Here is a 13,156-nt window from a genome sequence, read left to right as displayed (position 1 = left end):
CTTACTTCTTCAGCGACTTTTCCGCATCCGGCGCCGTCGGACGCTCCGACAACTTATGTTCCAGATAATGGATATTGGTTCCGCCTTCGAAGAAACGGGCATCGACCATCAGCTCGCGGTGCAGCGGGATATTGGTCGAAATGCCTTCCACCACCATTTCCGACAGGGCGATCTGCATGCGACGGATGGCCTGTTCGCGGGTGGCGCCGTAGGCGATCACCTTGCCGACCATGGAATCATAGTTGGGCGGCACGAAATAGCCGGAGTAGGCATGCGAATCGACGCGGATGCCAGGACCACCCGGTACGTGCCAGGAAGTGATGCGGCCCGGCGAGGGGATGAACTTGAACGGGTCCTCGGCATTGATGCGGCACTCGATGGCGTGGCCCTTCAGCTCGATGTCGCGCTGGCGGTAACGCAGCTTCTCGCCTGCGGCGATGCGGATCTGCTCCTGCACGATGTCCACGCCGGTGATCATCTCGGTGACCGGGTGCTCGACCTGCACGCGGGTGTTCATCTCGATGAAGTAGAACTCTTCGTTTTCGTACAGGAATTCGAAGGTACCGGCGCCACGGTAGTTCATCTTGCGGCAGGCTTCGGCGCAGCGTTCGCCGATCTTCTCGATGATCTTGCGCGGGATGCCCGGTGCCGGTGCTTCCTCGATCACCTTCTGGTGGCGGCGCTGCATGGAGCAGTCGCGTTCGCCCAGCCAGATGGCTTGCTTGTGCTCGTCGGCCAGGATCTGGATTTCCACGTGACGCGGATTTTCCAGATACTTCTCCATATAGACTTCCGGATTGCCAAAGGCGGCACCGGCTTCGGTCTTGGTCATGGTCACGGCATTGATCAGCGCCGCTTCCGTATGCACCACGCGCATGCCGCGACCACCGCCGCCGCCAGCGGCCTTGATGATGACCGGATAGCCGATCTTGCGGGCGATCTGGACGATTTCCTTGGGGTTGTCCGGCAGCGCGCCTTCCGAACCGGGCACGCAGGGCACGCCGGCGCGGATCATGGCCTGCTTGGCCGAGACCTTGTCACCCATCATGCGGATGTTTTCCGCGCGCGGGCCGATGAAGACGAAGCCGGACTGTTCCACGCGCTCGGCGAAATCGGCGTTTTCCGACAGGAAGCCATAACCCGGGTGGATCGCCTGGGCATCGGTCACTTCAGCCGCGCTGATGATGGCCGGCATGTTCAGGTAGGACAGCGCGGAAGGGGCCGGGCCGATGCAGACCGACTCATCGGCCAGCTTTACGTACTTGGCTTCGCGGTCGGCCTCGGAGTGCACGACCACGGTCTTGATACCCAATTCGCGGCAGGCGCGCTGGATGCGCAGGGCAATTTCGCCACGGTTGGCGATGAGGATTTTTTCAAACATAACAGGAATGGGACGTCGCCAGTTCAAGCGTTATAGGTTCCGGAGGAGGGCCGTATCCGTAAGGACCACCGACCCTGCCGACCAGGCCAGGGACTGAATGCGATCAGCCCAGCACGAACAGCGGCTGGCCGAACTCGACCGCCTGGCCGTTTTCCACCAGGATCTGCTTGACCACGCCACCCTTGTCGGCGTCGATCTCGTTGAGCAGCTTCATGGCTTCGATGATGCACAGGGTGTCGCCTTCCTTGACTTCCTTGCCCACTTCCACGAAGGCCGGAGCGCCCGGTGCCGAGGAGCGGTAGAACGTGCCGACCATGGGCGACTTGACGATATGACCTTCCGGCACGGCAGCTGCGGCCGGCGCGGCCGGCGCAGCGGCGGCCACCGGAGCGGCTGCCACGGGGGCAGCGGCCGGGGCATAGGCCTGCTGTTGCGGCACCATTACCACCTGGTTCTGCGCATTCGGGGACGACTTGACGATCCTGACCTTGCTTTCGCCTTCGGTGACTTCCAGCTCTTCGATCGCCGATTCAGCAACCAGGTCGATCAGCGTCTTGAGTTTTCGTAAATCCATTTGAATCCCTCGGAATGTAGATGAGTAATATTAGAGAAGCGCCAGCGCTCTGTCGCGGCCGGCAGGTTCAGTCAAGGTCTTGCAGTACGTGAAACGATCCGTTCGGGACGGGGCGGGCCCGCCGTCAGGATTGACGCAGCCAATGGTCCACGGCCATGCGATAGCCGTCGACACCGAAGCCGCACAGGACTGCCCGGGCAATGCCGGACAGGTAGGAAAAATGCCGGAACTGCTCACGCTGGTGGATATTGGAGATATGCACCTCGATGAAGGGAATCGCCACCCCGGCCAGCGCATCGCGCAGCGCCACGCTGGTATGGGTCAGTCCACCCGGGTTGATGATGATGCCGTCCACCCCTTCGTGGCGGGCCTGATGGATGCGGTCGATCAGCGCACCTTCATGGTTGCTCTGGAACGCGACCAGGGCCGCACCGGCGGCCCGGGCCTGGTCTTGCGCGCGCTGCTCGATATCAGCCAGCGTGGTGGATCCGTAGACTTCCGGCTCCCGGGTCCCGAGCAGATTCAGGTTCGGGCCATTGAGCAGGAGAAGCTGTTTTGCCATGGAGATTAAGCTCCGTTTGACGACGATGCGCGCATTTTGCCGTCAAATGGCATCATTTGGCAAGAAAAACTTTCTTTTCACGGATTTGCAGTCGCGCATGCATTTGCGCCAGCGTTGCTCTATCAGAGCTTGGAGAGGTCGGCACGCAGTTCATCGAACTTGATGCGACCCAGGTAGACCTTCTTGACTTTGCCGTCCTTGCCCACCAGAGCGGTGAAGGGGAGACCGCCTGCCTGATTGCCGAATTGCCGCAGCAAATCGGTGGCGCCGGTTCCGGCAACAAAGAGAGGATAGCGGATTTGGTACTTTTGCGCAAACTTGGCGATATTTTCCTGACTATCCACGCCAATTCCCAGAATTTGCACCGGCGCGATTTCCTGCTGCAAGGCTGTCAGCTCGGGCATTTCCTCCACGCAGGGGCCGCACCAGGTGGCCCAGAAGTTGACCACCAGCGGTCGGCCCTTGTACTGCGCCAGCGACTGGGGCTGGCCGGCGGCATCCGGCATGGATTGCGACAGCAGCTGATTCAGCGCCAGCGTCTCGGGTGAGTCAGCGGGGTGGGCGCGATGGCTGGCATAGATGCCTACACCCACGCAAATCACGGCAACGACGGCCAACAGGATCACATTTTTCAGTTTCTTCATCACACGTCTTCTTCTGAAGTGGTCTCGATCAGTTGCGCCAGGGCGGCGGCGTCGCCCCGGTCGGCACGTTTTCCGGGCGCCACGCGCAGGCTGCCGCGCAGATCATCTTCGTCGTACAGGGCCAGGTGCGCCAATTCCGGGTCGGCGCCGCGCTGGGGCAGCAGGAAACTCAGGGTCTCGACCGCCTGACCGGTGCGGAAGTGCGCCGTCTCGCCGACCTCGAAGTTCACATTCTTGTTAAGCAGGAAGATTTCCACATCCTTGGCGCTGGGCGAGAACAGCTGCAGGTGGATGTCCGAATGTTCACCTGCCGTGCCATTCCAGACTGCGCCGGTGATGTAAGGATTGAAATGTTGCAAATCCTGCATCAACTGCAGCGCTACCCGGCGCAGGTGCAAGAGGCGCGCCGGCTGGGTGTCGGCAAAGAAGAGTTCATTGTAGATGCGCACTTCTTCTTCGATCTGCTCGTTATCGGGCATGATCTCGCCCCTGGCCTTCTGGTTGCCCAGGATCTGGCGGGCGGCCTTGCGCTTGGCGCTGCCATAGTCGGCGCCGTCCTCGGCAATCATGCGGGCAGCGGCGGCGGCAATCTCTGCACGCAGTTGCTCGGTGGGGGAGGTGAATTCGAATTCAGACATGGCCGCCATGATACTCGTTAGCGGTGGCGCCCGCCGCCTCAGGTAAAATCGCGGGATTACAGCCCAAGATTGACTATGCATATACATATCCTCGGCATCTGCGGCACCTTCATGGGTGGCCTGGCCGTGCTGGCCAAGCAGGCCGGCCATACCGTGACCGGCTGCGATGCCAATGTCTATCCGCCGATGAGCACCCAGCTGGAAGCCCAGGGCATTACCCTGATCCAGGGTTTCGAGCCGTCCCAGGTCGAGTTGAAGCCGGACCTGTTCGTCATCGGCAACGTGGTCTCGCGCGGCAATGCGCTGATGGAAGAAATCCTCAATCGCGGCCTGCCCTATGTCTCCGGCCCGCAGTGGATGGGCGAGAACATCCTGCAGGACAAATGGGTCCTTTCGGTGGCCGGCACCCACGGCAAGACCACCACCTCGGCCATGCTGGCCTGGGTGCTGGAGCATGCGGGTTACCAGCCCGGCTTCCTGATCGGCGGGGTGCCGATGAACTTCGGGATCTCGGCGCGCCTGGGCAGCGACGGCCAGGGGGGACCTTCGCCCTTCTTCGTCATCGAAGCCGATGAGTACGACACCGCCTTCTTCGACAAGCGCAGCAAGTTCGTCCATTACCGTACCCGCACCGCGATCCTGAACAATCTGGAATACGATCACGCCGACATCTTCCCCGATCTGGCTGCCATCGAGACCCAATTCCATCATCTGGTGCGTACCGTGCCGGGCATCGGCCGACTCATCGTCAATGGCCGCGAGCCGGCATTGCAGCGCGTGGTGGAACGCGGTTGCTGGAGCGAACGCGAGGACTTCGGCGTGGCCCAGGGTCAGCCGGGCTGGTCCCTGCAGACCCACGAGGACGGGCGCTTCGATGTCTTCTTCGAGGGCCAGTTGCAAGGCACCGTGGTCTGGGAACTGACCGGCGAGCACAACCGCATGAACGCCCTGGCGGCCATCGCCGCCGCCCGCCATGTGGGTGTGCCTGCAGCCCAGGCCATCGAGGCGCTGGGGGCTTTTCAGAGCGTCAAGCGGCGCATGGAACTGCGCGGCAGCGCCAATGGCGTGGCTGTCTATGACGATTTTGCCCACCATCCGACCGCCATCGCCACCACCGTGGCCGGCCTGCGCAAGAAGGTCGGTGACGCCCGCATCCTGGCCGTGCTGGAGCCCCGTTCCAACACCATGAAGCTGGGCACCATGAAGGAAGCCCTGCCCGGCAGCCTGGCCGAGGCCGACCTAGTGTTCGGCTTCGGCGCCCGCGCCGGACGCGACGCGCTGGGCTGGGACCTGGCCGAGGCATTGGCGCCGCTGGGCCAGAAGGCGGCCGCCTTCGATGAGCTCGATGCCCTGGTGCAGGCCGTCAAGGCCGCCGCCAGGCCGGGCGACCACGTGCTGGTGATGAGCAATGGCGGGTTCGGTGGCGTACACCAGAAGCTGCTGGACGCGCTGGCATGATCCTGTACCTGCACGGTTTCCGTTCCTCGCCGCAATCCTTCAAGGCGCGGGTGATGGGGCAGCGCATGGCCGAGCTGGGCTTGCAGGACGACTACCTCTGCCCGCAACTGCCGGCTTCGCCCGCCGCAGCCATCGCCCTGGCCGGGTCGTTGGTGGCCGGTGTCGACCCGGCGCAGCTGACTGTCGTCGGGTCTTCGCTGGGCGGCTTCTATGCCACCTGGCTGGCTGAACACCTCGGTTGCCGCGCCGTGCTGCTCAATCCGGCGGTCAAGCCGCCACGCGACCTGGAATCCTATGTCGGCGTGAGCACCCAGTATCACTCCGACGAACCCTTCGAATTCAAGCACGAATACATCGCCGAACTGCGCTCGCTGGTGGTCCCGGCCATCAGCCGCCCGCAGCGCTACCTGCTGCTGGCCGCCACCGGCGACGAAGTGCTGGACTGGCGCGAGATGGTGGCCCATTACCCGGGTGCGCGTCAGATCGTCATCCAGGGGAGCGACCACGGCATGGCCGAATTCGTGGACTACCTGGACGAAGTGCTGGCTTTCTGCGGTGTCGCGCCTGCGGGCAAGGTGCTGCGTTGATGCGATGTGTCCCGCGCAAGGCGCGCTGGATGGCGCACCCGCAGGCGCTGGCAACGCTGCTGGCCACCGAGGGCCAGCGCATGCGCTGCGTGCGCGCCTGGCTGGCCGACCCCGGTTCCATGACCCTGAAACTGAAGGCCCGTACCGACGCCTTCAGCGTGCGCCTGTTGCGCCAGCGGCCCGCCGTGATCCTGGCCGATGAGCACGAGGCATTGGGTTTGCCCGCGCGCAGCCGGGTGGTCGAGCGCGACGTGATCCTGCATTGCGACGGCCGGCCGGTGGTGTTTGGTCACACCGTCTTGTCCACCGGATCGGTGAAATCCGACTGGCCTTTCTTCAGCAAGCTGGGCAATACGCCGCTGGGCGCCAACCTGTTCTTTGATCCGCTGGTCGGGCGCCGCCCCATCCAGTATGCTCGCCTGATATCCGGCCACCCGCTGATGCGCCGCATCGCGCAGGCCCTGCCGCAGACCCCGCTACCGACCACCCTGCTGGCACGCCGCTCCCTGTTTACGCGGCGCGGCGGGATATTGATGGTCACCGATGTTTTCCTGCCGGCACTGGAGGCGCTGATGCGTCCGGTGCCGGCCCATGTACCAGATTGAGAAGCGATAGAAGCAGATGAATTTACTGTTCGAAGAATCCGGCGACTTCAAGGCCGGCTCCATCATGACCCAGCAGGGCGAGTCCTACCAGGTCGAGATGGCCTCCGGCAAGCGCACCAAGGTCAAGTCGCGCGACGCGCTGCTGCAGTTCGCCTCTCCCGCGCCGCAGGAATTGCTGGAGCAGGCGCAGGCCATCGCCGCCGAGGTCGACCTGGACTTCCTGTGGGAAGTGGCCGGCGAGGAAGAGTTCGGCTTCACCGAACTGGCGGCCGAGTACTTCGGCCACGCGCCCCTGCCACCGGAAGCCGCGGGTCTCCTGCTGTGCCTGCATCACGCGCCGATCTACTTCTACAAGAAGGGTCGCGGCCGCTACAAGGCGGCCCCGCAAGCCTCGCTGCAGGCCGCCCTGGCCGGCCTGGAAAAGAAGAAGCAGCAACTGCTGGCGCAGGCCGCCTATGTGGAAGAACTCAAGGCCCACAAGCTGCCCGAGGCCTTCCGTCCTATCGCCCTGCAATTGCTCTTCAAGCCGGACAAGAACGGCATCGAATACAAGGCCCTGGACGCCGCCGCCAAGGAACTGCAGACCACCCCGCAGCGCCTGATGCTGGCCGCCGGCGGCGTGGCCTCGCCCAAGGACCTGCACTATGCGCGCTTCCTTCATGAGTTCTTCCCGCGTGGCACGGGCTTCCCGGCCATCGACATCCCCGCGCCGACCACAGACCTGCCCACCGCCGATGTGCAGGCCTTCTCCATCGACGACGTCACCACCACCGAAATCGACGATGCACTGTCGGTGACCCGACTGGCCGACGGCAAGCTGCGCGTGGGCATCCACATCGCCGCACCGGGCCTGGCCATCAAGCGTGGCGACGCCATCGATGCGATGGCGCGCGCGCGCATGTCCACCGTCTACATGCCGGGCGAAAAGATCACCATGCTGCCCGACGATCTGGTGGCTACCTACACCCTGGATGCCGGCGCCGCCCGCCCGGCGCTGTCGCTGTATGCCACGCTGGACCCGGCCAGCTGGGAAGTGCTGGCCACCGAAACCCGTGCCGAACTGGTGCCGATTGCCGCCAACCTGCGCCACAACGACCTCGATGACCTGGTCACCGAGGAAGCCCTGGCCGAGAATCGCGGCGACTATCCGCACAAGGATGAGATCGCGCTGCTCTGGCAATGGGTGCAATTGCTGGAGCAGGGCCGCATGGCCAAGCGCGAGGCCTTCGGCCTGCGGCCGGAACAGAACAACCGCGTGGACTTCAACTTCTATGTCGAGAACGACGTGGTCAGCATTGTCCGGCGCCGTCGTGGCGCGCCGCTGGACAAGATCGTGGCCGAACTGATGATCTTCGCCAACAGCACCTGGGGCAAGCTCATGGCCGACCATGGCGTGCCGGGCATCTATCGCGCCCAGGGCGGCGGTGCCGGCGGCTGGGCCGCCAAGATGCAGGTGCGCATGGTCACCCATGCCGCCCCCCACCAGGGACTGGGCGTGGACCAGTACGCCTGGAGCACCTCGCCCCTGCGTCGCTATACCGACCTGGTCAACCAGTGGCAGATCCTGGCCTGCATCGAGCATGGCGTGACCGCACCGCTGGTGGCGCCCTTCAAGCCGCGTGACGCCGACCTGTTCGCCATCGTCTCCGGTTTCGACGCGGCCTATTCCGGCTATGCCGACTTCCAGTCCACCATGGAGCGCTACTGGTGTCTGCGTTGGCTGGCCCAGGAAAACGCCCGCACCGTGGAAGCGGTGGTGCTGAAGGACGAAATCCTGCGCCTGGTCGATATCCCGCTGGTGTTGCGCATGCCAGGCCTGCCGCAACTGGCGCGCGGCCTGCAGGTCAAGCTCGACCTGCTGCGCTGGGACGAGGTCGATCTCAGCGTGGAAGCACGCCTGCTGGAAGTGCCGGCTGCGGCGGCTCAGGCGCTGGCCACCGATCTGGGTGAAGACGACGACGAGTTGCTGGAGGGCATGGCTGCGCTGGGCAGCGAGGAGGATGCCTCCAGCGAGGAAGCGACCGACGCCGGGGAGGGTGAACCCGACGCTGCCGCTGAAACGGAAGCAGCGGCCGATGGCGAAAACCCGCCCGCCGCAGCGGCGCAATGAGGCGGTGCTGGCGTAGAATTGCCGCTGTCCCTATCGTCGCTTTTGCCTGCCTGCCGTGAACCTGTTTGCTCAACATCGCCTGCTCAGCGTGGCGCTCGGTATCTCGCTGCTGGTGCACGGCCTGCTGCTGGCCGTACACTTCGCCGCGCCCGATGCCTTCCGCTTCAAGCCGTCCGACCCGGAACTGGAAGTCATCCTGGTCAACGCCAAGCACGACAAGAAGCCGGTCAACGCCCAGGCCCTGGCGCAGGCCAACCTGGATGGGGGCGGCAATGCCGAGGACGGCCGCGCCAAGTCACCGCTGCCGGACATGCAGCGGGTCGAGAGCGGCGACAGCGTCAAGGCCGCGCAACGCAAGGTGGTCGAACTGGAACAGCAGCAGCGCAAGATGCTCGCGCAGCTGCAGGCGGCACAGCAGCATGTGACCAGCGCCGACCAGGTCAAGCCGGTCGAGACGCCGCAGCCCAACGCGCACGACATGACCGAGACGGCCAAGGCCATGGCGCGCATGGAAGCCGAGGTCGCAAAGAACATCGAGCAATACAACAAGCGCCCGAAGAAGACCCAGATCACGCCCAGCACCCGTGAAGTCGGCTATGCCCAGTACTACAAGACGCTGCAGGACAAGATAGAAAAGATCGGTACCCTGAACTTCCCGACCCGGGACGGCAAGAAGCTCTATGGTGAACTGCTGATCGTCATCCCGGTCTTCCAGGACGGCACCATCTATGAACGCGATGGCGGCGTGGTGGTCAGGTCCAGTTCCGGCAATGCCGCACTGGACCAGGCGGCAGTGGCCATCGTGCGCCGCTCGGCGCCGTTCGGCCGCTTCCCGGAGAACATGCGCACCAGCGGCAAGGACGATGTGTGGGAAATCATCACCCGCTTCCGCTTCACGCGGGACCAGGGTGTGCAGGCGGAACTGGGGGCCGGCTGAGAGGCTGACGCACTGAGGGTCAGCGGCGCGGGGCAGGAGCGCTGGCGGACCATTCAACGAAAACAGAGAACAAGGGAGCAGGCGGACCACCATGGATGAATACGTCGTCATCGGCAATCCCATTGCCCACAGCAAATCACCCGAGATCCACGCACAGTTTGCCGCCCAGACCGGCCAGCAACTGCACTACGATCGCCTGCTGGCGCCACTGCATGGCTTCAAGGCGGCGGTACAGGTGTTCCAGCGGCGTGGCGGACGCGGCGCCAATGTCACCGTCCCCTTCAAGCTGGAGGCCCATGCCCTGGCCGACCAGCTGACCGAGCGCGCCCGCCTGGCCGGCGCGGTCAATACCCTCAAGTTCGAAGACGGCCGCATCCTGGGCGACAACACCGATGGTGCCGGCCTGGTGACTGACATCGTGGTCAATGCCGGCCAGGCGCTGGCGGGGCGTCGCGTGCTCCTGCTGGGGGCCGGCGGTGCCTCGCGCGGGGCACTGCTGCCGCTGCTGCAGCAAAAGCCGGCCGAATTGATGATCGTCAACCGCACCCAGTCCAAGGCGGCCGAGCTGGCTGCGCAGTTCGCCTCGCACGGCCCGGTCAAGAGTGCCGCCTATGCCGAACTGGACGGGGTATTCGATGTCATCGTCAATGCCACTTCGGCCAGCCTCACCGACGACCTGCCGCCGCTGCCGGTGTCGGTCTACGGCAGCGACACCCTGGCCTACGACATGATGTATGGCCGCCAGCCCACGATCTTCCTGCAGAGCGCCCAGCAGCACGGCGCCTGCGTGCGCGATGGCCTGGGCATGCTGGTGGAGCAGGCGGCCGAAGCCTTCCACCTTTGGCGCGGGGTGCGTCCGGCCACTGCCGAGGTATTCGCCAGCCTGCGCGCGCAACTGGCGCAATGAGGGGCCTGCGCCCAGGGTCGGCCCGGCCGGCACGCGTGAGAATCTGCACATCGTGACACCCGAGAACCACAGAACAAGAACCGGCACATGAAATCGCTACGCAAGCTGCTCTTCTGGATCATCGTCCTGCCCATCGCACTGGTGCTGCTGTTGCAGGCGTATTTCTTCGTCCAGATCTGGTGGTGGAAGGACCATAACCCCGAGTCCACCAGCTTCATGCGTCAGCAATTGTCATTGCTGCGCGAGAAGGATCCCAACGCGCAGCTGCAATTCCGCTGGACGCCGTATGCGCGCATTTCCAACAATCTCAAGCGCGCCATCATCGCTTCCGAGGATTCCAATTTCTCCGAGCATGACGGCATCGACTGGGAAGCCCTGCAAAAGGCCTACGAAAAGAACGAGAAGAAGGGCAAGGTGGTCGCCGGCGGCTCTACCATCACCCAGCAGCTGGCCAAGAACCTGTTCCTCTCCGGCGAGCGCAGCTACCTGCGCAAGGGCCAGGAATTCATCATCACCTACATGCTGGAATTCCTGCTGGACAAGCAGCGCATCTTCGAGATCTATCTCAACGTGGTGGAGTGGGGCAACGGCGTGTTCGGCGCCGAGGCCGCCGCCCAGCACTATTACCGCACCACGGCCGCCGGCCTGGGTGCGGAGCAGGCAGCGCGCCTGGCGGTGATGCTGCCGCGTCCGCGCTACTACGACCGCAATCGCGGCTCGGCCTATCTGGCGGCCCGTACCGGGCTGATCCTGCGCCGCATGAACGCCGCCACGCTGCCGCCGACCCACAAGTGAGCGATTTTCTTGCCGCGTGCGCATGACCGGCGTATGACGTCAGGCTGCCAGCACGGGCCTGACAACAGGCCCCGTGTCGTGCTTGCCTGCCGCCGGGGTTGAACGTACACTTGCGCACGTTTCGCGCCTGAGGTCGCGCCGGCCTGCACCGGCGGCAGCGGGTCGCCGCACTCCCACCCGCGTTCCATCCAGCGAGAGCCCATGATCAATGTATTCGTGTTGCAAAACGGACGACTGAGCCAGGTCAACATCGACAGCCGTACCGACCTGGAACAGGCGGCGCCGGTCTGGGTGGACCTGACCGAGCCGAACGACGAGGAACGCGCCTGGGTCAAGAGCATCTATGGCGTCACCCTGCCGGACGAGGATGAATTCAGCGACATCGAAGCTTCGGCCCGTTACTTCGAGGCCGAGAACGGCGACCTGCACCTGCGCACCGACTTCCTGTTCGAAGGGGATGACGATTCCTCTTCCACCATGACGGTGGCCTTCATCCTGGCCCGCAACATCCTCTTCTCGGTGCATGCCGAAGACCTGCCGGTGTTCCGCCTGGTGCGCATGCGCGCCCGTTCGCGGCCTGGCTCGATCGGCGACTATCGCGACGTGCTGCTGGACCTCTACGAGACCGATGCAGAATATTCCGCCGATGCCCTGGAAGGCATCTACCAGAAGCTGGAGGCGGTGAGCACCAGCGTGCTCAAGAAGAGCCTGTCCGACCAGGATGCCGCCGACGTACTGAACACCATCGCCCACGAAGAAGACTTGAACGGGCGTATCCGTCGCAACATGATGGATACACGCCGTGCGGTCAGCTTCCTGATGCGCGGGCGGCTCCTGAGTTCGGAGCAGTTCGAGGATGCCCGCCAGATCCTGCGCGACATCGAATCGCTGGACGGCCACACCGCCTTCCTGTTCGACAAGATCAACTTCCTGATGGACGCCACCGTCGGCTTCATCAACATCAACCAGAACAAGATCATCAAGATCTTCTCGGTGGCGTCGGTAGCCTTCCTGCCACCGACCCTGATTGCCAGCATCTACGGCATGAACTTCAAGCTCATGCCGGAACTGGACTGGCCCATCGGCTATCCGCTGGCGATCCTGATGATGATCGGTTCGGCCATTGCGCCGTTCTGGTACTTCCGTCGGCGCGGCTGGCTCAACTGAGTCCTATCCGTTGAGGCCTGTCTGCTGACGGCGACGTCCTCATTTCTCTGACACCGTTTCCCGGGCTTCTCCGATGCCGTGCGCGCTGCCGGCGCGGCACACTGCATCCATCGTATATCGCCAGATCAGGAGAGCCCCATGTCCACTCGCCACCATTACATTTCGCTGGCCATCGTCAGCGCCAGCTTCGCCGGCCTGCTGATCGGTTGCGCCAGCCCGCAGCAACCCTACGGCGCGGCCCCGCAGTCGCAGAACTATGATCGCGTTGCCTCCTATTCCGGTACCGGCGTGGTCGAGGCCATCGAAGTCACCCACAAGGAAAGCAACGGTGTTGCCGGTGCAGTGGTCGGCGGCGTGGCTGGCGGCCTGCTCGGTAACGCAGTCGGCGGCGGTACCGGCCGTGTACTGGCCACCGTGGCAGGCGCCGCCGGTGGTGCCTACGCCGGCAACCAGGTGCAGCGTAACAATTCCGCCGGTCACCAGGTCTACAACATCCGCGTTCGCATGAATGACGGCTCCTTGCAGACCTTCGCGCAGGAAGACAATACCGACTTCCGAGTGGGTGACCGCGTGCGCCTGGATAACGGTCGTATCTCGCGCTACTGATCGCAGCTGATAGTTTGATGCAGAAATGAGCAGCACCAGCGTCAGTGCAATAGTTTTCAATGGTTCTTGAGGGCGCCGGGTGGTCGGGTGAAACCGGTCATCCAGCGCAAAAGTTCAGGCCGTCCGGCTTAGGCAGGACGGCCTTTTTCTTGTGGGCGGCCAGAGGGGGATTGGTCCGGTAGATC

General features: G+C 63.9%; 14 protein-coding genes. 9 read left to right on the top strand and 5 right to left on the bottom strand.

The features are described 5' to 3' along the window. Nucleotide 1: 1 nt before the first annotated feature. The 5 genes from accC to HWE04_RS11415 all read right to left on the bottom strand — a co-directional run bounded on the left by accC (nucleotide 2) and on the right by HWE04_RS11415 (nucleotide 3,808). Complete coding sequence (accC, locus tag HWE04_RS11435) at nucleotides 2–1,381, bottom strand: acetyl-CoA carboxylase biotin carboxylase subunit (protein ID WP_006463606.1); 1,380 nt, start codon at nucleotides 1,379–1,381, stop codon at nucleotides 2–4. A gap of 103 nt (nucleotides 1,382–1,484) precedes the next feature. Then, nucleotides 1,485–1,955, bottom strand: coding sequence for an acetyl-CoA carboxylase biotin carboxyl carrier protein (accB, locus tag HWE04_RS11430; protein ID WP_006463607.1), 471 nt, complete (start codon nucleotides 1,953–1,955; stop codon nucleotides 1,485–1,487). A gap of 124 nt (nucleotides 1,956–2,079) precedes the next feature. After that, the gene (aroQ, locus tag HWE04_RS11425) at nucleotides 2,080–2,517 is read right to left on the bottom strand and encodes a type II 3-dehydroquinate dehydratase (protein ID WP_006463608.1); all 438 of its coding nucleotides are present in this window, start codon (nucleotides 2,515–2,517) and stop codon (nucleotides 2,080–2,082) included. Between the two features lie 122 nt (nucleotides 2,518–2,639). Beyond that, complete coding sequence (locus tag HWE04_RS11420; protein WP_241812483.1) at nucleotides 2,640–3,161, bottom strand: TlpA family protein disulfide reductase; 522 nt, start codon at nucleotides 3,159–3,161, stop codon at nucleotides 2,640–2,642. Then, nucleotides 3,161–3,808 (bottom strand): hypothetical protein, encoded by a 648-nt coding sequence (locus HWE04_RS11415; RefSeq protein ID WP_077235899.1) that lies wholly within the window; start codon nucleotides 3,806–3,808, stop codon nucleotides 3,161–3,163. Before HWE04_RS11415 ends, HWE04_RS11420 begins: the two co-directional genes overlap by 1 nt. A gap of 66 nt (nucleotides 3,809–3,874) precedes the next feature. Between HWE04_RS11415 and mpl the strand changes: the two genes are divergently transcribed. The 9 genes from mpl (at nucleotide 3,875) to HWE04_RS11370 (ending at nucleotide 12,971) form a co-directional block, all read left to right on the top strand. Continuing rightward, complete coding sequence (gene mpl / locus HWE04_RS11410) at nucleotides 3,875–5,257, top strand: UDP-N-acetylmuramate:L-alanyl-gamma-D-glutamyl-meso-diaminopimelate ligase (RefSeq protein WP_241812482.1); 1,383 nt, start codon at nucleotides 3,875–3,877, stop codon at nucleotides 5,255–5,257. Continuing rightward, the gene (locus tag HWE04_RS11405) at nucleotides 5,254–5,844 is read left to right on the top strand and encodes a YqiA/YcfP family alpha/beta fold hydrolase (protein ID WP_234295300.1); all 591 of its coding nucleotides are present in this window, start codon (nucleotides 5,254–5,256) and stop codon (nucleotides 5,842–5,844) included. The genes mpl and HWE04_RS11405 overlap by 4 nt, the downstream gene beginning before the upstream one ends. A gap of 29 nt (nucleotides 5,845–5,873) precedes the next feature. Next, the gene (locus HWE04_RS11400; protein WP_241812481.1) at nucleotides 5,874–6,449 is read left to right on the top strand and encodes a chorismate--pyruvate lyase family protein; all 576 of its coding nucleotides are present in this window, start codon (nucleotides 5,874–5,876) and stop codon (nucleotides 6,447–6,449) included. A 16-nt stretch (nucleotides 6,450–6,465) separates the two neighbouring features. Further along, nucleotides 6,466–8,559 carry a ribonuclease catalytic domain-containing protein gene (locus tag HWE04_RS11395; protein WP_241812480.1) on the top strand — a complete coding sequence of 698 codons (2,094 nt, stop codon included), beginning with the start codon at nucleotides 6,466–6,468 and terminating at the stop codon, nucleotides 8,557–8,559. A gap of 55 nt (nucleotides 8,560–8,614) precedes the next feature. After that, complete coding sequence (locus tag HWE04_RS11390; protein ID WP_241812479.1) at nucleotides 8,615–9,496, top strand: TonB C-terminal domain-containing protein; 882 nt, start codon at nucleotides 8,615–8,617, stop codon at nucleotides 9,494–9,496. Nucleotides 9,497–9,587: 91 nt separating this feature from the next. Next, nucleotides 9,588–10,403: a shikimate dehydrogenase gene (aroE, locus tag HWE04_RS11385; RefSeq protein ID WP_241812478.1), complete on the top strand. Its 816-nt coding sequence runs from the start codon at nucleotides 9,588–9,590 to the stop codon at nucleotides 10,401–10,403. A gap of 87 nt (nucleotides 10,404–10,490) precedes the next feature. Then, complete coding sequence (mtgA, locus tag HWE04_RS11380) at nucleotides 10,491–11,198, top strand: monofunctional biosynthetic peptidoglycan transglycosylase (protein ID WP_006463617.1); 708 nt, start codon at nucleotides 10,491–10,493, stop codon at nucleotides 11,196–11,198. 201 nt (nucleotides 11,199–11,399) lie between these two features. Continuing rightward, nucleotides 11,400–12,365 carry a magnesium/cobalt transporter CorA gene (gene corA, locus HWE04_RS11375; RefSeq protein WP_006463618.1) on the top strand — a complete coding sequence of 322 codons (966 nt, stop codon included), beginning with the start codon at nucleotides 11,400–11,402 and terminating at the stop codon, nucleotides 12,363–12,365. Nucleotides 12,366–12,503: 138 nt separating this feature from the next. Continuing rightward, complete coding sequence (locus HWE04_RS11370; protein WP_006463619.1) at nucleotides 12,504–12,971, top strand: glycine zipper 2TM domain-containing protein; 468 nt, start codon at nucleotides 12,504–12,506, stop codon at nucleotides 12,969–12,971. Nucleotides 12,972–13,156 lie beyond the last annotated feature (185 nt).

The organism is Herbaspirillum sp. C7C2, from assembly GCF_022627865.1.
Taxonomy (GTDB): Bacteria; Pseudomonadota; Gammaproteobacteria; order Burkholderiales; family Burkholderiaceae_D; genus Herbaspirillum; species Herbaspirillum frisingense.
The sequence above is the reverse complement of the archived record's forward strand: the minus strand, read 5'-3'. Positions and strand labels throughout refer to the sequence as shown.